The sequence below is a fragment of the Leifsonia sp. 2MCAF36 genome, assembly GCF_052115525.1.
Classification (GTDB): domain Bacteria; phylum Actinomycetota; class Actinomycetes; order Actinomycetales; family Microbacteriaceae; genus Leifsonia.
This window is the reverse complement of record NZ_JBFRGV010000007.1, coordinates 145,442-168,654: the sequence shown is the minus strand read 5'-3', so window position 1 is coordinate 168,654 and position 23,213 is coordinate 145,442. Positions and strand designations below refer to the sequence as shown.

At 69.1% G+C, this 23,213-nt stretch carries 18 protein-coding genes; 6 read left to right on the top strand and 12 right to left on the bottom strand.

All coding sequences use genetic code 11. The annotated features are described in order from the left end of the window. Positions 1–278: 278 nt before the first annotated feature. On the bottom strand, positions 279–2,432 hold the full coding sequence (locus tag AB4079_RS12905) for an ATP-dependent Clp protease ATP-binding subunit (RefSeq protein ID WP_441787703.1): 2,154 nt from the start codon (positions 2,430–2,432) through the stop codon (positions 279–281). A 109-nt stretch (positions 2,433–2,541) separates the two neighbouring features. On the opposite strand from AB4079_RS12905, the gene AB4079_RS12900 reads away from it, so the two are divergent. Next, positions 2,542–2,889: a hypothetical protein gene (locus AB4079_RS12900; protein WP_441787702.1), complete on the top strand. Its 348-nt coding sequence runs from the start codon at positions 2,542–2,544 to the stop codon at positions 2,887–2,889. 48 nt (positions 2,890–2,937) lie between these two features. Beyond that, positions 2,938–3,564 carry a MerR family transcriptional regulator gene (locus AB4079_RS12895; protein WP_441787701.1) on the top strand — a complete coding sequence of 209 codons (627 nt, stop codon included), beginning with the start codon at positions 2,938–2,940 and terminating at the stop codon, positions 3,562–3,564. Between the two features lie 1,037 nt (positions 3,565–4,601). Here the strand turns inward: AB4079_RS12895 and AB4079_RS12890 are convergent. The 3 genes from AB4079_RS12890 to corA all read right to left on the bottom strand — a co-directional run bounded on the left by AB4079_RS12890 (position 4,602) and on the right by corA (position 8,463). Further along, positions 4,602–6,125 carry an APC family permease gene (locus AB4079_RS12890; RefSeq protein ID WP_441787700.1) on the bottom strand — a complete coding sequence of 508 codons (1,524 nt, stop codon included), beginning with the start codon at positions 6,123–6,125 and terminating at the stop codon, positions 4,602–4,604. Positions 6,126–6,312: 187 nt separating this feature from the next. After that, on the bottom strand, positions 6,313–7,446 hold the full coding sequence (locus tag AB4079_RS12885) for a class I SAM-dependent methyltransferase (protein WP_441787699.1): 1,134 nt from the start codon (positions 7,444–7,446) through the stop codon (positions 6,313–6,315). Between the two features lie 48 nt (positions 7,447–7,494). After that, on the bottom strand, positions 7,495–8,463 hold the full coding sequence (gene corA, locus AB4079_RS12880) for a magnesium/cobalt transporter CorA (protein ID WP_441787698.1): 969 nt from the start codon (positions 8,461–8,463) through the stop codon (positions 7,495–7,497). A 73-nt stretch (positions 8,464–8,536) separates the two neighbouring features. Between corA and AB4079_RS12875 the strand changes: the two genes are divergently transcribed. Then, positions 8,537–9,919, top strand: a complete 1,383-nt coding sequence (locus tag AB4079_RS12875; RefSeq protein WP_441787697.1) for an alpha/beta hydrolase — start codon at positions 8,537–8,539, stop codon at positions 9,917–9,919. 127 nt (positions 9,920–10,046) lie between these two features. Here the strand turns inward: AB4079_RS12875 and AB4079_RS12870 are convergent, their stop codons facing one another. Together AB4079_RS12870 and tdh are read right to left on the bottom strand one after the other, a co-directional pair. Further along, on the bottom strand, positions 10,047–11,234 hold the full coding sequence (locus AB4079_RS12870; protein ID WP_441787696.1) for a glycine C-acetyltransferase: 1,188 nt from the start codon (positions 11,232–11,234) through the stop codon (positions 10,047–10,049). A gap of 2 nt (positions 11,235–11,236) precedes the next feature. Beyond that, positions 11,237–12,280, bottom strand: coding sequence for an L-threonine 3-dehydrogenase (tdh, locus tag AB4079_RS12865; protein ID WP_441787695.1), 1,044 nt, complete (start codon positions 12,278–12,280; stop codon positions 11,237–11,239). Positions 12,281–12,399: 119 nt separating this feature from the next. Between tdh and AB4079_RS12860 the strand changes: the two genes are divergently transcribed. Together AB4079_RS12860 and AB4079_RS12855 are read left to right on the top strand one after the other, a co-directional pair. Further along, on the top strand, positions 12,400–13,137 hold the full coding sequence (locus tag AB4079_RS12860; RefSeq protein WP_441787694.1) for a cysteine hydrolase family protein: 738 nt from the start codon (positions 12,400–12,402) through the stop codon (positions 13,135–13,137). Between the two features lie 318 nt (positions 13,138–13,455). Continuing rightward, on the top strand, positions 13,456–15,138 hold the full coding sequence (locus AB4079_RS12855) for an alkaline phosphatase family protein (protein ID WP_441787693.1): 1,683 nt from the start codon (positions 13,456–13,458) through the stop codon (positions 15,136–15,138). 386 nt (positions 15,139–15,524) lie between these two features. Here the strand turns inward: AB4079_RS12855 and AB4079_RS12850 are convergent, their stop codons facing one another. The 5 genes from AB4079_RS12850 to AB4079_RS12830 all read right to left on the bottom strand — a co-directional run bounded on the left by AB4079_RS12850 (position 15,525) and on the right by AB4079_RS12830 (position 21,342). After that, the gene (locus AB4079_RS12850) at positions 15,525–15,938 is read right to left on the bottom strand and encodes a heat shock protein transcriptional repressor HspR (protein WP_441787692.1); all 414 of its coding nucleotides are present in this window, start codon (positions 15,936–15,938) and stop codon (positions 15,525–15,527) included. A 2-nt stretch (positions 15,939–15,940) separates the two neighbouring features. After that, positions 15,941–16,948, bottom strand: a complete 1,008-nt coding sequence (locus AB4079_RS12845) for a DnaJ C-terminal domain-containing protein (protein ID WP_441787691.1) — start codon at positions 16,946–16,948, stop codon at positions 15,941–15,943. A gap of 117 nt (positions 16,949–17,065) precedes the next feature. After that, a complete protein-coding gene (locus tag AB4079_RS12840; RefSeq protein ID WP_441787690.1) occupies positions 17,066–17,728 on the bottom strand; it encodes a nucleotide exchange factor GrpE in 663 nt (220 codons plus the stop codon). Positions 17,729–17,730: 2 nt separating this feature from the next. Then, a complete protein-coding gene (gene dnaK, locus AB4079_RS12835) occupies positions 17,731–19,593 on the bottom strand; it encodes a molecular chaperone DnaK (protein WP_441787689.1) in 1,863 nt (620 codons plus the stop codon). 165 nt (positions 19,594–19,758) lie between these two features. After that, positions 19,759–21,342, bottom strand: a complete 1,584-nt coding sequence (locus AB4079_RS12830) for an MFS transporter (protein WP_441787688.1) — start codon at positions 21,340–21,342, stop codon at positions 19,759–19,761. Between the two features lie 100 nt (positions 21,343–21,442). Here AB4079_RS12830 and AB4079_RS12825 point away from each other — a divergent pair, with 100 nt between their 5' ends. Further along, positions 21,443–22,174, top strand: coding sequence for a GTP pyrophosphokinase (locus AB4079_RS12825; RefSeq protein WP_441787687.1), 732 nt, complete (start codon positions 21,443–21,445; stop codon positions 22,172–22,174). Between the two features lie 33 nt (positions 22,175–22,207). Here the strand turns inward: AB4079_RS12825 and AB4079_RS12820 are convergent, their stop codons facing one another. Next, positions 22,208–23,149, bottom strand: coding sequence for a hypothetical protein (locus AB4079_RS12820; protein WP_441787686.1), 942 nt, complete (start codon positions 23,147–23,149; stop codon positions 22,208–22,210). Positions 23,150–23,213 lie beyond the last annotated feature (64 nt).

Sequence of the window (23,213 nt, the reverse complement as noted above, 5' to 3'; positions counted from 1 at the left end):
CGCGCGCGGGCGTCGTGCCGGAAACGGAGGAGCCGACGAGCGGCCGGGCGTCTCGTCTCCTCCGTTTGCTGCACATGCGGCTGTTCGCCTCCCGTTCTCCTCCGTTTCCGTCGCGATCGGAAACGGAGGAGAACCGCAGGACCGAGCCGGGATTTGCGGGGAACGGAGGAGAATGCCGACCATCAGAGTGCTTAAGACCTCCGCTGGCCCCAGGCTCGACGACAGGGAGGCGACGCCCCGATCACGGGACGCCGCCTCCTGAACACCTCCGACGGCCGCTACTCGCGCACGGCCCCCACGGTGAGGTGGTCGTTCACGCGGTCCAGGTCGACCCGGACCAGGTCGCCGTCGCGCACGTCGCCGGCCAGCAGCGCGGTGGCGAGACGGTCCTCGATCTCACGCTGCATCAGCCGCCGCAGCGGGCGCGCGCCGTAGATCGGGTCGTACCCGCGCTCGGCGAGCCACGCCCGGGCGTCCGGGGTGACCGCCAACTCCAGCCGCCGCTCGGACAGCCGCGCCATCAGCCGATCCAGGCCCAGCTCGACGATCTCGCCCAGCTCCTCCTTCGTCAGCGTCGAGAACACGACGATGTCGTCGAGGCGGTTCACGAACTCCGGCTTGAAGGCCTGGCGGACCATCTGCAGCACCGCCTCCTCGCGCTCGGTCTCGTTCAGGGTGGGGTCGACCAGGTACTGGCTGCCGAGGTTGGAGGTGAGCACCAGGATCGCGTTGCGGAAGTCGACCGTGCGGCCCTGCCCGTCGGTCAGCCGCCCGTCATCCAGCACCTGCAGCAGCACGTCGAACACCTCGGGGTGCGCCTTCTCGACCTCGTCGAGCAGGATCACCGAGTAGGGACGCCGGCGCACGGCCTCGGTCAGCTGACCACCCTGCTCGTAACCCACATAGCCCGGAGGGGCGCCGACCAGGCGCGAGACGGAGAACTTCTCGCCGTACTCGCTCATGTCGATGCGGACCATCGCCTTCTCGTCGTCGAACAGGAATGCGGCGAGCGCCTTCGCCAGCTCCGTCTTGCCGACGCCGGTCGGGCCGAGGAACAGGAACGATCCGGTCGGCCGGCTCGGGTCGGAGATTCCGGCGCGGCTGCGGCGGACCGCATCCGACACCGCCTGAACGGCCTTCTTCTGCCCGATGATGCGGCGGCCCAGCTCGTGCTCCAGGTGCAGCAGCTTCTCGGTCTCGCCCTGGGTGAGACGGGAGACGGGAATGCCCGTCCACGCGGCCACCACGGCGGCGATGTCGTCGGCGGTCACCTGCTCGTTGACCATGCGCGGGACGTCGTGCTCGGCCTGCTCGGCCTCGGCGAGCTCGCGCTCGATGCCGGGGATGGTCTCGTACTCGATCCGGGACGCCTCCTGGTAGCGGCCGTCGCGCAGCGCGAGGTCGCGCTTGGTTTTGGCCTCTTCCAGCTGCGACCGCAGCTCGCCCACGCGGTTGAGCGACGCCTTCTCGGCGCGCCACCGTGCCTGCAGCTCCTCGAGCTCGGACTCCTGCTCTCGCAGCCGCTCGCGCAGCTGCTCCAGGCGCTCCTTGCTGGCGTCGTCCTTCTCCTTCTTGAGGGCGAACTCCTCCAGCTTCATCCGCTCCACCTGTCGCTGAAGCGTGTCGATCTCGACGGGGGCCGAGTCGATCTCCATCTTCAGGCGGGACGCGGCCTCGTCGATCAGGTCGATGGCCTTGTCCGGCAGCTGGCGCGCGGTGATGTAACGGTTGGAGAGGGAGGCGGCCGCGACGAGAGCGGAGTCCTCGATCGTGACGCCGTGGTGCGCCTCGTACCGGCCCTTCAGCCCGCGGAGGATCGCCACGGTGTCCTCCACCGACGGCTCGCCCACGTAGACCTGCTGGAAGCGGCGCTCGAGGGCCGCATCCTTCTCGATGAACTCGCGGTACTCATTGAGGGTCGTGGCGCCGATCAGCCGCAGCTCACCGCGGGCCAGCATCGGCTTCAGCATGTTGGAGGCCGCCACGGACCCCTCACCGCCACCGGCGCCCATCAGGATGTGCAGCTCGTCGACGAACGTGATGATCTGCCCGTCGGCGTCGTTGATCTCTTTGAGGACGGCCTTCAGCCGCTCCTCGAACTGGCCGCGGTACATCGCGCCCGCGACCAGCGCGGACAGGTCGAGGGCGACCAGCTGCTTCCCCTTGAGCGAGTCGGCGACGTCCCCCGCGACGATGCGCTGGGCGAGCCCTTCGACGACCGCCGTCTTGCCGACGCCGGGCTCGCCGATGAGCACGGGGTTGTTCTTGGTGCGGCGGGTCAGCACCTGGCTGATCCGCCGGATCTCGGCGTCCCGCCCGATCACCGGGTCGAGCTTGCCGCTCTTGGCGATCTCCGTCAGGTTGACGCCGTACTGTTCGAGAGCGCTCTTCGCGTCCTCCTGCGTGGAGGGGGCGCCCTGCATGTTCGCCATGTGGTTCCTTCCCATTTCGTCGTGGGCAAACTTGAGTCTACTAGGCTCAACTTTCCTTCGCGAGGCGTAATTCCCGATTGGGCGAGGATTTCTCGGTAGCCTGTCGCTCATGGTGGATCCGGCCGACCTCCGCGTGGTGCTGATCGACAGCGCGACGGCAGCCACATTGGCGCAGGTGCTGCCCCTGCTGCTCCTGACGCTCATGGTCGAGTTCCGCCGGGTGGAGGTCCACCGGCGCGGCAACATCATCGCCACGCGGGTGCTGCTCGGCCTGTTCTTCGTCGCGTTCGGCGTGATGGAGACGATCTTCGTCCTCTCGATCGACGGCAAACTCATCCCGTTCAGTCTCAGTGATCTGCTGTGCGGGCTGGCGATCTTCGCCCTCCTGGCGCTGCTGTTCTTCCTGTCGATGCTGGACTCGCCGTCGAGCCGGCGACGCCCGGACGACGACTTCTAGCGAGAACGGCACTGGTAGTGGCACTACCGGTAGTGCTACTATCAGCGCGTGCTCATCTCCGAACTCGCCGAACGCTCCGGCACCCCCGCCGCCACGATCAAGTACTACGTGCGTGAGGGGCTGCTGCCCGCCGGGGAGCGTGTTGGCGGCAACCGGACGCTCTACGGCGATCAGCACGAGCGGCGGCTGCGTCTGATCAGAGCGATGCTCGAGGTGGGCAAGCTCTCGATCGCCTCCGTGAAGAGCGTGCTGGTCGCCCTCGACGATCCGGACGCACCGCTCGTGCACACCTTCGACATCGCCCAGCAGGCGCTGTCCCGCTCCGCGGTCCCGGATGTCGCCGAACCGTCGGCCGACGCGCTGGCGCGGGTCGACGCCCTCACCGCACGCGCCGGATGGACGGACTGCGACGACAACATCGGCCGCGACATCGCGGCGCGCGTCATCGACGCGTTCGCGAACGCCGGCTTCCCGCTCCCCGACGACTACCTCGACCGCTATGCGGCGGCCGCGCGCAGCCACGCGGAGGCGGACCTCGACGCCGTCGCCACCCTCCCCGACCCGTCGCGCATGACCGAGTTGATGGTCGTCGGAACGGTTCTCGGCGACACCCTCTCGCTCGGCCTGCGGCGAATCGCCCAGGCCGTCGTCACCAACGAAAGAAGAAGCTCGTGAAGACTGTCTTCGCCTGGCACCGTCCGCTCATGACGGTGGCCGCCCTCATGGTGCTCAGCACCGTCGTCTGTGTCATCGGACTCCTCGTCGACCCGCGCCAGATCACCGGACTCGACGCGTGGGTGAAGCCGCTCAAGTTCTCCGTGTCGATCCTGCTCTACAGCGTCACCTGGGCGTGGTTGATCGCCCACCTGCCGCGGTGGCGCCGGGCTGCGCACCTCGCGGGGACGGTCATCGCCGTCGCTCTGATCGTCGAACAGGTGCTCATCGTCGGCGCGGCGGCGGCGGGCACCACAAGTCACTTCAACGTGTCCACTCCCTTCGCGAGCGCGGTGTGGGCGACCATGGCGGTGTCCATCACAACCCTCTACGTCTGCACCTTCCTGACCACGATCGCCGTGTTCTTCTTGCGGCTGGGCACGCCATCGACCACCCTCGCCGTGCGTGCGGGTGCGGTCATCGCACTGGTCGGGATGGGGCTCGCCTACCTCATGACCGGACCGACCGCCGCCCAGCTGAGCAGCTTCAGCGGCATCGCCGGCGCGCACACGGTCGGTCTGCCGGACGGCGGCCCCGGACTGCCGGTGCTCGGCTGGAGCACCGTGGGAGGGGACCTGCGCATCCCGCACTTCATCGGGATGCACGCGTTGCAGCTGCTGCCGCTGCTCGCCGTCGCTCTCGGCTGGCTGGGCGCTCGCTGGCCGCGACTCGCGGATGACCGCGTGCGGACGCGACTCGTCGTCGTGGCGACCGCCGTCTATGCCGCGGTGGTCGCCCTGGTGACGGCACAGGCACTCGCCGGCCAGTCCATCGTCCACCCCGACGGCGTCTTCCTGGCCGCCGGGTGGACGATCGTCGCCGGCGGCATCCTCGCCACGACCACTGTGCTCGCCGTCCGCCGTCCGCCCCCGCGCCGCCCTGGCCGCCGCCTGACTCCCGCCCCTCCCCCCACCGTCGAGTACACGAAAACTGCACGCTTTCAGCAACGAAAGCGTGCAGTTTTTGTGTACTCGACGGTTGGGGCGGGAGGGGCGGGGTCAGCGGGCGGCGGGGTCGCGGTCGTCGACGTTGGGCGGGGCGGCGGCGTCGAGCTCGTCGGGGAGCTCGAGCGGGCGGCGCTTGTAGTAACCGCTGGCCTTCCGGTAGAAGATCACGATCGGGACGATGCCGAGCACGATCAGTCCGAGCCCAAGCACGTTGACCACGATCGCGTCGTTCTGGAAGTTCTGCCAGATACCGACCACGAACATCACGCCCATGAACAGCGCGCCGATCCCGGGCCACAGTCCGATCAGGATGAAGTTCTTCACCGACTTGAGCAGCACCTTGCGGTACGCGACCACCACGGCGAGACCCGCGAGCGTGTAGTAGAACGCGATCTGGATGCCGATGGAGAGGATGGCGTTGTTCATGATGTCCTGGACGCTGCTGCCGATCAGGTTCGCACCGAGGAACAGGATGAGGGAGACACCGACCACGATCAGGGTCGCGAACGCGGGCGTGCGCCACCGGCGGTGGATGGAGCCGAAGATCTTCGGAATGGTGTTGTCGCGTCCCATCGAGAACAGCGTCCGGGTCACCTGGATCAGCGTGGTCTCGAGCGTGGCGATGGTGGAGAGCGCGACGGCGATCACGAGGATCTTGCCGCCGATGCCCGGCCAGACCGCCTCACCGAGGACGGACAGGACGTTGGCGCTGTTCGCCTCGATCGTCTTGGCCGGCAGGATGACCATGGTCGCGATGGTGAAGACCTCGAACAGCAGGAACACGATGATCACGCCGATGATTCCGGCCGAGCCCGCGCTCTTGTGGCCATCCTTGGTCTCCTCGTTGAGGTTCGCCGCGACATCCCAGCCCCAGAAGTAGAAGGCGGCGATAAGGGCGGACGAGACGAAGACGCCCTGACCGGTCAGATGCTGGAAGCCCAGCCAGTCCCACGAGAAGGAGGGGCCGGCGTGTGCCGACGTCGACGCGCGCACGATCATCAGGACTGCGAAGACGAGCAGAATGCCGACCTCGATGACCGACATGATCCACTGCGCGCGGGCGGTGACGTGCACACCGAACAGCACGCACGCCGCCATCACGAGGAACCAGAGGGCGCCGACGCTGGTGATCAGGAGGGTGTTATTGGCCTGATCCGGGGCGAACAGGGTCACCGTCATCGCTCCGGCGGGGAGCGCGCCCGCGACCATGAAGATCGTGGCCGAGATGACGAGCGCCCAGCCGGAGAGGAAGCCGAGAATGGGGTGGAGCGCACGCGCCACCCAGGAGTATGCAGCTCCCGCGTTCACGTCGAGGCGTCCGAGGTAGAGGAACGCCCACGCGATGCCGAGCATCGGGATGCCGCACCAGAGCAGCGCGGCCGGAGCGCCGAGCGCCGCGACGCCGACGAGGGTCGCCGTCGTGGCCGCGATGGAGTAGGCCGGCGCGCTGCCCGCGACGGCCATCACGATGGAGCCGGCAGCGCTGATGCCGTCCGCCTTCAGCGCGTGGTTCTCCTGCCGGGTGTGCTCGGTGCCGCCTTGCGGGGCATCGGGCCGGGAACTGGTCTGCGTCATTGCTCTCCCTGACTGCGAAGGTCGCGGGTACGACGGGGCTGGGGGGCGCCACGCCGTTGTGCGACAGGGGGACGTTAGCAACTTCCGTCGCTGAGGACAAGGTCATAGCGACGGATTCGGTTGCAAAAAGGCGTTAGTTGCCCCTGAAAGCGTTGCGAGTGCGCACATTCACGGCGGAACAAGTCGCTCAGCGGGCGCGGGAGACGGTGACGGTGAATTTCGCGTTCCGCGCGATCTGACGGGTCGGCCCCACCGCGCGTTCGAGCGCTGAGCGGTAACCGAGGTGCGAATTCCAGACGGTCCAGAGCTCGCCGCCGGGGGCCAGCACCCGGCCGGCGTCGGCGAACAGCCGGTGCGCGATGCCGGTGTGCACCGCGCCGCCGATGTGGAACGGCGGGTTGAGGACCACGAGGTCTGCCGAGGCGTCCGGTTGCGAGCCGAGACCGTCATCCCGCACCACCGTCACACGGTCGGCGACACCATTGGCCGCAGCGGTCGCGGCGGCGGAGGCGACAGCCGCGGCGGACTGGTCGGTCGCGACGACCCGGAGCGCCGACCGGGCCACGGCGAGCGCCGCGGCCAGCACGCCCGTCCCGCAGCCCAGATCGATCGCCGTGCGCGCATCCGGCACCGCCTCGCCGAGCACCCCGAGCAGGAAGCGCGTGCCGATGTCGACCGCCGTACCCGCGAACGCTGCACCGTGTGCGCACACCCACAGCCCACTGTCCGCGTCGAGCATCCGCTCGGGCCAGCGGTCGAGCATCGTGGCGGCGGCGGGATGCGGTTCCCGAGCGGTCAGCACGCGCGCCTTCTGCCGAGCCAGCGACGCCTCCACCGACCCGAAGACCTCCGCGAGCACGCCGTTCATCGCGGTCGTCATGTGCTTCAGCATCCCGCCGGCGTGGACGACGACGTCGGCGTGCGCGTGCTCGGCAATCAGGGTGGCGATCTCGGCGAGCGCATCCAGGCTGCGCGGCAGCCGGAGGAGAACGGTCCGTGCTCCCCGCAGCAGCGACTCGTCCAGCGGCCGGTGCTCATAGCTGCCGGTCAGGTCCAGGTCCGCTGCGTTGCGATCGAGCGCCCGCTCGCCGGTCAGCGCATCCTGGTGCACCCGGATGCCGCGGGCGCCGCGGGCTGCCGCCGCGAGCGTGAGCGCGCCGTACGCGTCGCCGATGACGACGAGCCCCGGAGTGACAACAGCATCACCGGCAAGGTCGGCCAGCAGCCGGTCGGCGGCGTCCGACGCGAACAGGTTCGGCGCCTCGACGTCCGGCCACCGGCGCAGCCGCTCGTAGGGGAAGCCGGGAGCTGCGGAGGACACGTCCCCCAGTCAACCAGAGGGCGCGACCGGCGGCATCCCGGCTCCGCGCTAGATCCACCCCTTGCGCTTGAAGACGAAGTACAGGCCGACGCCCATCGCCAGCATGAGCAGCAGCGCGAACGGATAGCCCCAGGCCCAGTGCAGCTCCGGCATGATGCGGAAGTTCATGCCGTAGATCGTTCCGACGAGGGTCGGGGTGAACAGGATCGCCGCCCATCCGGAGATCTTCTTCACCTCGTCGTTCTGCTGCTGGCCGACGAGCGTCGTGTGCACCGTCAGCGCGTTCTGCAGGATCTGGCGGAAGCCGTCCGCCCGCTCCGTGATCCGGATGACGTGGTCCTCGATGTCGCGGAACGCATCCCGCAGCGCCTCGTCCTCCTCGTGCGCGAGCAGGCCCTGACGGAGGCTGGTCAGTACACCGCGCAGCGGATCGACGGCCCGCTGGAAGTGCATCACCTCGGTCGACAGCTCGAAGATGCGCCGGGAGACCCCGCGGTCGCCGGAGAACAGCTGGTCCTCGATCTCGTCGATGTCGTCCTCGAGGCCGGCGATCACCGGCGCGTACTCGTCGACGATCTCGTCCAGGATGCCGTACAGCGCCGCGATCGGGCCGTGCGCCAGCAGGGCGGCATCGCCCTCCAGCCGACGGCGCACGCCGCTCAGGTCCGGGCTCTCGAAATGCCGGACGGTGATGACGAAGTCGTCGCCGAGGAAGAGGTGCACCTCGCCGAACTCCACCTTCTCCGTCTCGTCCACATAGTCGGCGGGACGCAGCACGACGAACAGCATGGAGCCGTACTTCTCGATCTTGGACCGCTGATGGCCGGAGAGTGCATCCTCCACGGCGAGCGACGGGAGGTCGAACTCCTGCGCCACGGCCTGGAGCTCGTCCGCGGTCGGGCGGTACAGGCCGATCCACGCGAAGCCGCCGCGGTCGCGGACCGTCTCGGACGTCTCCTCCAGCGACGGCGGCTCCGTCCGGTGCCCGTCCACGTACACGGCGTTGTCGACGATCATCTCGCCCCTTTCCTCCGCCACCGTACGCTCAGCGCGCGCCGGTCTCAGGCGGCCGGGCCATAGACTGACCGCAATGTCCGCGCTCGCCTGGCTCGCCGCCGCCCTCATCGTGGTCGGCGCCTACCCCGCGTACCGGTTCGTGCGGCGCTCGTGGCGGTTCCGCGCCAACGCGACCGTGGTCGCCGTCGTCGCCGGCCAGGTGATCGGGCTCGTGCTCGTCGTGGTCGGCGTACTGCTCCTCCCACGGCCGGACCTGGTCGGGATGGGGTGGTTCGACCTCCTCCTCGCCGCGACGATCCTGCCGCTCGCGATCGGCGACCTCGTGCAGTCCGCCGATCGGAAGGCCGTGCGCGTCGGGCTGGCCGCAGCCGCTGCGGCCCTCACCGTCGGCGTCATCGCCGTCGCGGCGACGCCTGCCTTCTCCCAGCCCGTGGTGGCGGGCCGCGCCATCCCGGTCACCGAGAAGACGCTGGCCGACGGATACCAGCTGGCGGTCCGCATCCCGCCGACCGCCTCCGACTTCGCGGCCCGCGACGCGCACCTGTTCGTGCCCCCGGGCTGGCTGCGCGACCCCTCCTCCACCCGGCCGGTCGTCGAGATGATGATGGGCCAGCCCGGCAGCCCGACCCTCGGAGCCACGCTCGACGCCCTGCACAGCCTCGGTGACGACCGGCTCAACCAGGCGCCCTTCGTGCTCGTCGTGGACCAGCTCGGCGCGTTGGACAAGAACCCGCCGTGCGCGGACGTGCCCGGCAGCAAGCTGGCCACGTACCTGTCGCAGGACGTCCCCGCCTGGATCGACGCGAACCTCCCGGCGTCGCACGACCGCTCGCAGCGGGTCATCGCCGGGTTCTCCCACGGCGGCGAATGCGCGGCATACCTGGGGGCCGCGTTCCCGCAGACGTGGGGCGCGGTCATCGACATCTCCGGACCGGACAAGCCCGGCGAGCATCGTCCCGTGTTCACCCGCGATCAGTACTTCGGCGGCGACCAGGTGGCGTACGAGAAGACGTGGCCGGTGAACGTCCTGGCCTCGCGCGACTACCCGCAGAAGACGGTCGGCATCTTCATCTCCGGCGCCGCGGACCCGACGTTCCGGAAGCAGGTCGAGGACACGGCGACGGCGGCCGAGAACGCCGGGTGGAAGGTCACGTACTGGCCGGTGCCCGGGGCGGGGCACTCGAGTCCGACGCTGACGAAAGGCTTGGCCACGGGCTACAACCAGCTGATCGCATCCTGGCTCCCCACGGATGCGACCGGGGCGGGCGAGCGCTTCCTGTGCGTGCCCGACCAGGCGTCCCGCGCCTGCGGGCTGACGCAGGCGGCCGCGGTCGGCGGGACGGTCGCGATCGTCGACCTGTCCGCGCTGGCCGTGTTCCTCGTCATCGCGCTGAGCCTGTTCTTCGCCCGCCGCGGCGCCACGCTGCGGCGCACCCGCCCCACCCTCGACGACTGACCGCCTCTCCGCCTCCCCGCCTCCCTGCCCCGGCTTGTGCCGAGATTTGCCCCAAGTGTGCCGAAAGAGCGCCGGAAAACGCACATGTGGGGCAAATCTGCGCCCTCGGGGTGGTGAGGGGGCGGGGTCAGCGCGCGACGGTCGCGCGGGACGCGACGAAGGCGTCCACACAGCGGCGGATTTCCTCCTCCGTGTGCGCCGCGGACAGCTGCACGCGGATGCGCGCGCGGCCCTTCGGCACGACGGGGTACGAGAACGCGGTGACGTAGACGCCCTGGCGCTGCATCTCGTCGGCGATGCGGCCGGTGAGCGCCGCATCCCCGAACATCACCGGGACGATGGGATGCGCTCCCGGCAGCAGGTCGAAGCCCGCCTCGGTCATCAGCCGGCGGAACAGCTCGGCGTTGGCGATCAGCTGCGCGCGCAGGTGGTCGGACTGCTCCAGCAGGTCCAGCGCGGCAAGCGTCCCGGCGACGATGGACGGCGCGAGGGTGTTCGAGAAGAGGTACGGACGCGCGCGCTGCCGCAGGAGGTCCACGATCTCGCGGCGGCTGGAGACGTAGCCGCCGGAGGCTCCGCCGAGCGCCTTGCCGAACGTCCCTGTGTAGATGTCGACCCGGTCGGAGACGCCGCAGAACTCAGGTGTCCCCCGACCGTGCTCGCCCACGAAGCCGACAGCGTGCGAGTCGTCGACGAAGACCAGTGCGCCGAACTCGTCGGCCAGGTCGCAGATCTCCGCCAGGGGGGCGATGTAGCCGTCCATCGAGAACACGCCGTCGGTGACGATCACCGTGAACCGGGCGCCCGCATCCCGTGCCGCTTGCAGCTGTGCGCGCAGGTCGGCCATGTCGCGGTTCTTGTAGCGGAAGCGCTGCGCCTTCGAGAGGCGGATGCCGTCGATGATCGAGGCGTGGTTCAGTTCGTCGGAGATGATGGCGTCCTCGGCCGCGAACAGCGTCTCGAACACGCCCCCGTTGGCGTCGAAGCATGAGGAGAAGAGGATGGTCGCCTCTGTGCCGAGGAACCCCGACACGCGGCGCTCCAGCTCGAGGTGCTGCTCCTGGGTGCCGCAGATGAAGCGCACGCTGGCCATCCCGTAGCCCCAGACGTCGAGCGCCGACTTCGCGGCGTCGCGCAGGGCCGGGTGGTCCGCCAGCCCCAGGTAGTTGTTGGCGCAGAAGTTCAGCACCTGCTGCCCGTCTGCGGTGATCAGCGCCGACTGCGGGCCGTGGATGCTGCGTTCCCGCTTGGTGAGCCCGGCCTCGTCGATCTCCTGCAGCTGCGTGGCGATGTGTTCGCGGAAACTCCCGTACACGTTCAGACCTCCGTCCAATCGAGGATGACCTTGCCCCCGCCCGCAGCGGCCGCGGCCGCGAAGCCTCTCTCCCAGTCGCGCGCGGGGAAGCGGTCGGACACGATCGACGCGATCGCGTCGTGCAGGGTGGCCGAGGTCTGCAGCATCGCGCCCATGGCGTTCCACGTCTCGAACATCTCCCGGCCGTAGATGCCTTTCAGCGTCAGCATGTGCGTGACGACGATGCCCCAGTCCACGGCGATGGGCTGCGACGGAAGGCCGAGCATCGCGATGCGGCCGCCGTGGTTCATGTTCTCGATCATCGACGGCAGCGCCGTCGGTGCGCCGCTCATCTCGAAGCCGACGTCGAAGCCCTCGCGCATCCCGAGTGCCCTCTGCGCCTCGTGGATGTCGTGCTGCGAGACGTCGACGGTGAAGTCGGCGCCCATCCCCTTCGCCAGCTCCAGGCGCTGCGCGCTCACGTCGGTGCCAACGATGAAGCGCGCGCCGACGTGACGGGCGACGGCGATCGCCATCAGGCCGATCGGGCCGCATCCGGTGACCAGCACATCCTCACCGACGACGGGAAAAGCGAGGGCGGTGTGGACGGCGTTGCCGAGCGGGTCGAACAGCGCGCCGACCTCCGGCTCGATCGCGCTGTGATGGACCCAGACGTTCGTGGCCGGAAGGACGAGCTGCTCGGCGAACGCGCCGTCGCGCTGCACGCCGACACCCCGGGTGCGGATGCACATCTGGCGGCGGCCCGCGCGGCAGTTGCGGCAGGTGCCGCAGACGATGTGCCCCTCGCCCGAGACCAGGTCGCCGACCTCGACGTCGTGAACCAGCGGCCCGACCTCGACGACCTCGCCGAAGAACTCATGGCCGGGGACGAGCGGGGCCTTCACGGCCGACGCCGCCCAGTCATCCCAGCGCAGGATGTGCAGGTCGGTGCCGCAGATGCCGGTGCGCAGAACGCGGATCCGGACATCCTCTGGGCCCATCTCGGGCTCTGGGACGTCGACCAGTTCGAGACCCGGTGCGGCCTCGCTCTTGAACAGGGCTCTCATCGTCGCTTCCTCGTGGGAGTCGGTGTGCTTCATCGCAGGACGGGCGGTTCGCCTTGTGGGCGGTCCGACCGAGATAGAGCCTAGACCAGCGGCCGTGCCGCGGGCGCTAGAGTGCACGCATGAAGCGCGCGCTGATCGTGATCGACCTGCAGAACGAGTACGTCACCGGCAACCTGCAGATCTGCTTCCCGGACCTGACGACCTCCATCCCGAACATCGAGGTGGCATGGGATGCGGCCGACGACCACGAAGTCCCGGTCGTCGTGGTGCAGCACATCGAAGAGGAGGGCGCACCCGTCTTCGCGCGCGGCTCGGAGGGTGCGGCGCTGCACCCGTCGATCGCCGACCGGACGCCCGCGCACGTTGTGACCAAGGGGAGCGTCTCGGCCTTCCCGGGCACGAACCTCGAGTCGTGGCTGCGGGACGAGGGTGTGGACACGGTCACGATCGCCGGGTACATGACGCAGCACTGCTGCGCGGGGACGGCACGGGATGCGGCCGAGCTCGGGTTCACGGTCGAGTTCCTCTCCGACGCGACCGGGACGCTCGACCTCGTCAACGAGGCCGGCGCGATCTCGGCGGACGCGCTCCACCGCAGCGTGCTCGTCACCATGCAGTCGGAGTTCGCCGCGGTGGCGACGACGGAGGAGTGGACGCTGGCGGTCGAGGCCGGCGAGACGCTGCCGGTGTCGAACCTCTGGGAGAGCACCCGCCACGCGCGGCTGCCGGGGAAGCACGCCGAGCTGCACAAGCTGATGCGCGACGTCCGCGCGGGCATCGACCGCGAGATCGCGGAGGGCGAGGCGCACAGCATCCAGAACACGCTCTACGTCGGCCAGGGCGTCTCGTCGCTCTGAGCGTCGTGGATGGGCATCGTCGCTGAGCGTCGTCGCTGAGCGTCGTCGCTGAGCGTCGTCGCTGAGCGTCGTCGCTGAGCGTCGTCGCTGAGCGTCGTCGCTGAGCGTCGTCGCTGAGCGGGCGCACCTGAACGCGCCCACAGCATCGGACCTCGCTGGCTGAGAGCCGGCTTGGAGCTGTCCCCCGCGCGGTGAATGCCGCGTGAACCTTGGTCGAGCAGTTCGGCGCGCGCATCGCGGTGGCAGCGCAGGGCCATCAGGATCGAGCCGGGTTGACGCACCCCCGGTCGGGGGTGGACCCCCTCGAAAGGAATGCTGATGCTCTCCACCAGACGGACGGCCGGTTCCCGCGTCCTCGTCGTCGGCGCCGCGCTCGCCGGCGGCGCCCTCCTCGCCGGCGTCGTCGCCGCACCCTCCCTCGCCGACGAAGGCGACAGGGAGGGCGGGCACGGCGCGACGGCCAAGCACGTCCTCCTCCTCTCGGTCGACGGTCTGCACCAGAAGGACGTGGACGCGTACGTCCGCGCCAACCCGAAGTCGGCGATGGCGGCCCTGGCGAACCGCGGGACGGACTACACCAACGCCGTCACGCCCGTCCCCTCCGACTCGTTCCCGGGGATGGTCGCTCAGGTCACCGGAGGCAACCCCGGCACGACCGGCGTCTACTACGACGACACCTACAACCGGGCGCTGCTCCCCGCGGGTACCACCGACTGCGCGGCCGCGAAGCCCGGCGCCGAGGTGGCCTTCACCGAGGCAGCCGACAAGAACCAGGACAGCATCGACGCCGGCCAGGGGCTCTCGGGCCTCCCATCGAGCATCCTCTCGATGACCGGCGCGCCCGCGAGCCTCCTGAACCCGGCGGCCCTGCCGGTCGATCCCGCCACCTGCAAGCCGGTGTACCCGCACCAGTATCTGAAGGTGAACACGGTGTTCGAGGTCGCCAAGCAGGCCGGCATGCGGACGGCGTGGAGCGACAAGCACCCGGCCTACGAGATCCTGAACGGCCCGTCGGGCGCTGGCATCGACGACCTCTTCACGCCCGAGATCAACAGCATCGCCGGTGCGCAGTTCAGCGGGGACTGGACCAAGGACAACGCCGCAACGCAGCAGTACGACGGCTACAAGGTCACGGCGGTGCTCAACGAGATCGACGGCAAGGACCACTCCGGCGCGAACGCTGAGCCGGTTCCGGCGATCTTCGGGATGAACTTCCAGTCGGTGTCGACCGCGCAGAAGCTCCCGACGTCCGACGGCCTGACCGGCGGGTACCTCGCCGATGGGAAGACGCCCGGCCCGCTGCTGGCCAAGGCCCTCGGCTTCGTCGACACCTCGCTCGCGAAGTTCACTGCCGAGCTGAAGAAGACCGGACACGACCGGGACACGACGATCATCCTGTCGGCGAAGCACGGACAGTCGCCCACCGACCCCGCCGCGCTGAAGCGCATCGACGACGGCCCGATCATCGACGGCCTGAACGCAGCGTGGACGGCCGCCCATCCGGGTTCCGGCGCGCTCGTCGCCTTCTCGACCGATGACGACATCATGCAGCTGTGGCTGAGCCAGCACACGCAGGCGGCCGCGGACTTCGCCAAGAACTACCTGGCGACGCACACCGGATCCGGCACGACCTACAGCACGGCTCCGATCACCGTCGGGTCCTCCGGCTTGACCGACATCTACGCGGGGGCCGCGGTCGCGAAGTACTTCGGGACGTCGGCGTCGGACTCGCGCATCCCGGACATCCTGGGCATCGCACAGACCGGCGTGGTGTACACCGGCGGGACGTCGAAGATCGCCGAGCACGGTGGCGCCTCGGCGGACGACCGTGATGTGCCGATCGTCGTCGCGACGCCGGATGCGCGCCGCGCGAAGCGGATCGGCGCACCGGTCGAGACGACGCAGATCGCGCCGACCATCCTCAGCCAGCTCGGCCTCGACCCGCGGGCCCCGCAGGCGGTCCGGATCGAGGGGACGAAATCGCTCCCGTCGGAGCGCTGACCCACCGCGACCCCGTCGCGAGGGTCGCATCCCTCGCGAGGTGCTCGTAGTCGTGGACGACATGCCGTGTCGGTGCGCAACTGCGAGCACTTCGCGTCGTCGAGTCGTGAGTGGGCGCTCCTATTCGCGACGGGTGGTGACATGATGTCGCAATCGGAGGGATGCGGGACGGCGAGGTGCTCGTAGTCGTCGCCGACACGCCGTGTCGGTGCGCGACTGCGAGCACTTCGTGGTTCTAGTCGTGAGTAGGCGCTCCTATTCGCGACGAGTGGTGACATGATGTCGCAATCGGAGGGATGCAGGACCCCCGGCGCCGCGCGAGGTGACCGAGCGCGGGACGCGCGGAGCGCGGCGCGCGGGACGCGGGGACGCGGGCCGCGGCGCGGTCAGCGCTCGAGCGGGCGCCAGACGACGAGCTGGTTGCTGCGGCGGATGCGGGTGCCCGCACGCATCGAGACGACCTCGCCCTCCGAGCCGGCCGCGAAGACGCGGCGGCCCGGCCTGTTGAGGAGTTCGTCGGCGAGCGCCGACTCCAGCTCGCGCACCCGGCCGCGGAGCTCGCCCACCTGGTCTTCGAGTTCCAGGATGCGGCGGATGCCCTCCAGGCTCACGCCCTCGGAACCGAGGCGGGCGATCTCCTGAAGCTTGGCGACGTCGCGCATCGAGTAGCGGCGTGACTTGCCGGCGGTTCGGTTGGGGCTGACGAGTCCGAGCCGGTCGTACTGGCGGAGCGTCTGCGGGTGCATGCCCGCGAGCTCCGCCGCGATCGAGATCACGAAGACCTGGCTGTTCTCGTCCATCGTCAGCTCCGGGCCTTGGCCAGGATGTCGTCCCGCGGGTTCTCGTCGGGCAGCTTGGCGGCGAACGCCTCCAGCGCATCCTTCGCCTCGGCGGAGAGGTGCGACGGGACCGCCACCTGGACGACCGCGAGCAGGTCGCCGGTGCCTTTGCCGGTCTCGACGCCGCGACCCTTCACGCGCAGCACGCGTCCGCTCGGGGTGCCGGGGGCGACGCGCAGCTTGACCGGGTCGCCGCCGAGCGTGGGCACCTCGATGGTCGCGCCGAGCGCTGCCTCCGCAAAGGTCACCGGCACGTTGACGCGCAGGTTCAGGCCGTCCCGCTCGAACACGGGGTGCTTGCGCACGGCCACGGTGAGGACGATGTCGCCGGCTTCGCCGCCGTCGGGACTCGGCTGGCCCTTGCCGCGCAGCTTGATCTTCTGGCCGTCGGCGACCCCTGCGGGGATCTTCACCTTGATCGGTTTGCCGTCGGCCGCCTGCAGCGTGATGGTCTCACCGCGAGTGGCGGTCACGAAGTCGATGGTGGTGTGGGCGGTCACGTCACGACCGCGGGTCGGTCCGCCGTAGCCGCGGTAGCCTCCCGTCGTGGTGCCGAACCGGCCATTGCCGAAGAGTCCGCCGAAGACGTCGTCGAAGCCGCCGCCTCCCTGCTGGAAGGCCCCTCCGTTAGTGAAGTACTGACTCTGCTGCTGGCCGCCCTGGCCGAACATCCCGCCGAAGACGTCGTCGAAACCGCCCTGACCGCCCGAGCCGGGCGCGGTGAACCGTGCGCCGGTCCCCATCGCGCGGATCTGGTCGTACTCCTTGCGCTCCTCGGGGTCATTGAGCACCGAGTAGGCCTCGCTGATCTCCTTGAACTTCGCCTCTGCGGCGGCGTCGCCCGGGTTCGAGTCGGGGTGGTACTTGCGCGCAAGCTTGCGGTACGTCTTCTTGAGGTCGGCCTCGCTGACGTCCTTGGAGACGCCGAGCACCTTGTAGAAGTCCTTGTCGAACCAGTCCTGGCTAGCCACGGGCGCCTCCTCTCACGTCGTTGACGGTGGTGGATGAAGTCTGCATGTTTTGCACGTGCACCGCGACCGGAGCGGCGGGACCGATGTCCCGCCGCTCCGCCGTGCGCTGCTGCCGGGTCAGGCCGGCACCGCGACGACGACCTTCGCCACCCGCACAGTGGTGGAGCCCAGCCGGTAGCCGGTCTCCACGACCTCGGCGACGGTGTCCGCCGTCACGCCCGGTGTGGGCTGCTGGAAGATCGCCTCATGGATCTGCGGGTCGAAGGGCTCGCCCTTCTCGCCGTAGGGGACGAGGCCGAGACGCTCGACCGCCGTGCGGAGTTTCGCGGCGATGGTCGAGAACGCGCTGCCCTCGCCCAGGTCGCCGTGCTTCTCCGCCCGCTCGAGGTCGTCGAGCACGGGGATGAGGCCCTTGACGGCATCCCCCACTGCCCGCTCGCGCTCGATCTCGCGGTTGGCCTCCGTGCGCTTGCGGTAGTTCGCGTACTCCGCGGTCACCCGCTGGAGGTCGGCGAGGCGCTCGGCGGCGAGTTCCTCTGCGGTCGTCTGGCCGGACAGGATGTCGAGGTCGTCATCGCTCAGGATGTCGCCCTCCTCCTTCTCGTCGGCCGGGCCGACGTCGACGAGTTCCTCGTGGGAGAGGTCGTGCTCGCCGTCGTCGCCCTGCTTGCCGCCGTCGGGCTGCCGGACCTTCCCGGTCTCAGGGTCGATCTTCCGCTTGTCGTGGATGATCGGCTCCTCGCGTTCCGGCTCCTCCGAGCCGCCGTTCTGGTCCGACATCGTTACTTCTTCTCCTCGTCGTCGACGACCTCGGCGTCGATGACGTCCTCGTCGTCGGAGGACGTCTCGCCCGCCTGCTGACCCTCGGCAGGCTCGGACGGCGCCTCGGGAGCCTGAGCTGACGAGTAGATCGCCTCGCCCAGCTTGCCCTGGCTCGCGTTGAGCTTGTCGAAAGCGGTCTTCACCGCGTCGTCGTCGTCACCGGCGAGGGCGGCCTTGACGCCGTCCACGTCGCCCTGGACCTCGTTCTTGACGTCCTCCGGGAGCTTGTCCTCGTTGTCCTTGATCAGCTTCTCGATCGAGTAGACGAGCTGCTCGGCCTGATTGCGGGTCTCGGCGGACTCACGGCGCTTCTTGTCCTCGGCCGCGTGCTCCTCGGCCTCGCGCACCATGCGCTCGATGTCGTCCTTCGGCAGGCTGGACCCGCCGGTGATCGTCATCGACTGCTCCTTGCCGGTGCCCTTGTCCTTGGCGGACACGTGCACGATGCCGTTGGCGTCGATGTCGAAGGTGACCTCGATCTGCGGGATGCCGCGGGGGGCCGGGGCGATACCGGTCAGCTCGAAGGTGCCGAGCGGCTTGTTGTCGCGGGTGAACTCGCGCTCGCCCTGGAACACCTGGATCGCGACGGACGGCTGGTTGTCGTCGGCCGTGGTGAAGGTCTCGCTGCGCTTGGTGGGGATGGCCGTGTTGCGCTCGATGAGCTTGGTCATGATCCCGCCCTTGGTCTCGATGCCGAGGGACAGCGGGGTGACGTCGATGAGGAGGACGTCCTTGCGCTCGCCCTTCAGGACACCGGCCTGCAGGGCGGCGCCGACGGCGACGACCTCGTCCGGGTTCACGCCCTTGTTGGGCTCCTTGCCGCCGGTCTCCTGCTTCACGAGCTCGGAGACGGCCGGCATACGGGTCGAACCACCGACGAGCACGACGTGCGCGATGTCGCCGACCTTGATGCCGGCCTCACGGATGACGTCCTGGAACGGCTTCTTGGTGCGGTCGAGGAGGTCGCTGGTCATCTGCTCGAACTGGGCGCGGGTGAGCGACTCGTCGAGGTTGGCCGGACCGTTCTCGGTGAGCGAGAGGTAGGGCAGCTGGATGCTGGTCGACATGCTCGACGACAGCTCCTTCTTGGCCTGCTCCGCAGCCTCCTTGAGGCGCTGGAGGGCGATCTTGTCCTTGGAGACGTCGACGCCGGTGCTGTCCTTGAAGCGCTTGATCAGCCAGTCGACGATCCGCTGGTCCCAGTCGTCGCCGCCGAGGCGGTTGTCGCCGGCGGTCGAGCGGACCTGGATGGTCGAGAAGTCGTCGTCCTTTCCCACCTCGAGCAGGGAGACGTCGAAGGTACCGCCACCGAGGTCGAAGACGAGGATGAGCTCGTCCTCCTTGCCCTTGTCGAGGCCGTACGCGAGCGCGGCGGCGGTGGGCTCGTTGATGATGCGCAGCACGTTGAGGCCCGCGATCTCACCGGCCTCCTTGGTGGCCTGGCGCTCGGCGTCGTTGAAGTACGCCGGCACGGTGATGACCGCGTCGGTGACGGTGTCGCCGAGGTACTGCTCGGCGTCGCGCTTCAGCTTCTGCAGGATGCGCGCCGAGATCTCCTGGGCGGTGTACTTCTTGCCGTCGACGTCGGTGTTCCAGGTGGTGCCCATGTGGCGCTTGACCGACGAGATGGTGCGGTCGACGTTGGTCACCGCCTGGCGCTTGGCGGTCTCGCCGACGAGGACCTCGCCGTCCTTGGTGAAGGCGACCACCGACGGGGTGGTGCGGAAGCCTTCCGCGTTCGCGATGACCGTGGGCTCGCCGCCCTCGAGCACCGAGACGACGGAGTTCGTGGTTCCGAGGTCGATTCCTACTGCACGTGACATATGTGCTTCTCTCCTTTGTTGCTGGCTTGTGGCCGTGAAAGTCTGCGGTCAAGACTTGAGCCTCGACGGCTCAACACTGTCATCCCATCGGGATGGTGTCAAGACGGCGACGGCCAAACTTGAGTACACATGACTCAACTTTAGGAGAGTTCCCAGTATTCCGGATCAGCCGGCGAGCGACCCCTCGGCCGCAGCGTTGGGCGCCGGGTCCGGGAGGCGGCGCATCCGGAAGGCGTTGGCGACGCCGAGGAGCCCGGCCAGCAGCGGCACCAGAAGGGCGACCTGCAGGGAGATCGGCCGCGACTCGGTGTTGATGCGGACGACTTCCGCCCGCACTTCGGGCGGCTCGGTCGCGAGCAGTTCGGTGAGCTTGGTGTTGGACATGACCTCGGCATCGCTCTCCAGCACGTGGGAGATCTGCTGCTTGTCGTCGGGCGGCAAGACGGTGCTGGCGTCCGTCTTGGCGGTGAACGTCGCCGCCAGCGTCGCCAGCATGATCGCGCCGGCGAAGGCCAGCCCGAAGGAGAGCCCGAATGACCCGGCGGCGGAGTTCACGCCCGCCGCCTCGCTCACCCGCTCATCCGACACCGGCGACAGCGTGTAGTTGTTCAGCTGCGAGACCAGCAGCCCGAGCCCGCAGCCGGCGATGATGAGCGGCAGCGTCAAGTACCAGCCCGAGGTGGCGATCGGCACCAGCGGAATGATCGCCGCGATCCCGACGACCACGAGCACGAAGCCCCAGAGGATGAGCGTCGCCGGCCTGCGCTTCAGCCCACGGCCGGCGAGCAGCGCGACGACGAACATGCTCAGCGACAGCGGCGCGATCGAAAGCCCGGACCACAGGGCGTTGTACTCGAGCACCATCTGCAGGTAGATCGGCAGGGCGATCATCGTGCCGCCCAGCGCGATCTGCTGCAGCAGCTGCCCGGACACCCCGGACTGGAACAGCCTCGACCGGAACAGCCGTGGATCGAGCAGCGTCGGCTTCGAGCGCCGCGAGCGGGACCGCAGCCAGATGATCAGCGAGAGCAGGCCGGCGACGCCGACCAGGATGATCAGCAGCACCCGCTCGCCGCCCTCCTGCCAGACCAGGATGCCGGTGACGATGCCGCCCATCCCGACCACCGAGAAGAAGGCGCCGACGAGGTCGATCGACCGGTCGCCGGTGTACGGGACATCCTTCACCAGGCCGATCCCGGCCAGCACGACGGCGATGATGACGGCTTCCAGCAGGAAGCCGACCCGCCACGACAGGAAGGTCGTGATGAAGCCGCCGAGCAGCGGCCCGACCGCCGCCGCGATCGCCGCTGACGCCCCCACCAGCGCGTAGACGCGCTTCTGCTGCGCGCCCTCGAAGTTTCCGTGGATCAGGGACTGCATGGACGGAAGCAGCAGCGAGGCGCCGATCCCGCCGATCACCGCCCAGAACAGGATGATCGCCGCCAGGTTCTGCGCCAGCGTCATGGCGATCGCGCCGACGGCGTACCCGAGCAACCCGAGGATGTAGGCGAGCTTCCGCCCGATCAGGTCGCCGGTCTTGCCGCCGATCAGGATGAAGGCCGCAGAGACCAGCGCTTCGAGCGCGATCGCGCTCTGCACCCCACTGACCGTCGTATGGAGGTCGTGGACGACCGCTGAGATCGAGACGTTCATCAGTGAGGTGTCCACGACCAGGACGAACATCGCCATCGCCAGCAGAATCGCCAGACGCCCGTTGAACCGCGTCGGCGCAGAGCCCGCATCCGTCATGGCGCCCCCTTCCGTTGCGGTCAGGCAAGCACACGACGAGCTTCTTGGGACTCCCCCGATTCACACCGACCGCACAAGCACCGTCGATAGCGTCGACGACATGGACACGGATCCCGCCGCCGCACCGCTTCTCTCGACGCGCGCGATCGAGGCCCTGCAGAGCATCGACCCCGCGACGCTGAGCGAGGTCCAGGCGTTCCGGGACGACTTCGCGCGGTTCATCATGCCGTACAAGTTCGGCATCGACGAGATCTCGACGAAGGTCAGCATCCTGCGCGAAGAGTTCGCCGAACTGCACGACTACAACCCGATCGAGCACATCTCCAGCCGCCTCAAGTCGCCGGAGAGCATCGAGCAGAAGGTGATCCGCAAGAACTGCGAGCCCAGCTTCGACGCCATCCGGGATGCCATCCACGACATCGCCGGCATCCGGATCGTGTGCAGCTTCGTCTCCGACGTCTACCGGGTCTTCGACCTGCTCACCGCGCAGGAGGACGTGCGCACGCTGCGGGTGAAGGACTACATCGCCCACCCGAAGCCGAACGGCTACAAGAGCCTGCACGTCATCGTCGAGGTGCCCGTCTTCCTCAGCGAGGGCCCGGTGCTCGTGCCGGTCGAGATCCAGCTGCGCACGGTCGCCATGGACTTCTGGGCCAGCCTCGAGCACAAGATCTACTACAAGTACGACGGCGAGGTCCCGCAGGGCCTGCTGCGCGACCTGACGGCGGCGGCCGCTACTGCGAGCCAGCTCGACGTCACGATGGAGGACCTGCACCGGCAGGTGCGCGGAGACGACCGCGGGACGGTCTACAGCCTCCCTGTCTCGATCTGAGGCTCGATCCGACGCTCGGTCCGAAGCGGCCGGTCAGTAGCCGGCGACGCCCGTGAAGTCGGGGGAGCCGTCCGGACGCGCGGGGAGCGGCTGGCCGTTGATGTAACGCGGCCACTCCAGGCGGAGCCCGTTGCCGGCGTCGAGCCGCGGGTAGGCGGAGGCCGGAGCGGCGGCGGGTGCGACGGGGCAGCCGGAGGGTGCGGATGCGGTGCCCGGTGTTGGGGCGGCCGGAGGGCCGAACGGCGGCGCCGGCGCGAACGCCGGCGTGGGCGTGAACGTGGGCGTCGGCGCCGGCGCCGGAGCCGGTGCGAACGTCATCCCCACGGCCGCCGGCGGATGCGCCGCGGTGGGCCCGAACAGCGAGTACGTGAGCGGGATCAGCACGGTGCCGAGCGCATCCAGGATCGCCACCACTGCGACCATGCGCCAGTACGTCTCACCGAAGTCGACGTGCGTCCAGATCAGCGGGAGCGACAGTCCCCCGGTGAGCAGCCCGACGAGCACCAGGGTCGCCACGGTCACCTTGCTCATGATCGGACCGGTGAACCGCCGTTGCGTGTTCAGCACGAGGTGGATGTGCAACAGACCGACACGCGTGACGAGCACGAGCAGGAACCACGAGGCCGGCTGCCACCAGGGGTCGGACGCGCCGTAGCCCCCGTCGACCGGCTGGTAGACCGGCATCCAGACCTTCCAGAGGCCGATGCCGAACAGGTACACCGACGTGATCACGCTGACCGCACCGAACCAGGCGGCGCGCCGGGCGGAGACGTCAGCGTCGTACCAGGACACCAGTGCGAAGAACACGAACAGGCCGATCGTGCCGATGAGCCGCCAGCAGGTCTCGTCGAAGCGCCCGAGGACGACGGCGTAGACGCCGACCAGGGCGGCGGCGATCAGCGCGCCGACGACGATGCGCGGCATCAGGTGACGCACCCAGCCGTACGGGTTCGGGGCGGTGCGGGCAGTGCTCACGGGACCTCCGATGTCGGGATGCCGCAACGCTACGGTCCAGCGGCCCAGCGGAGAAACCGTGCGT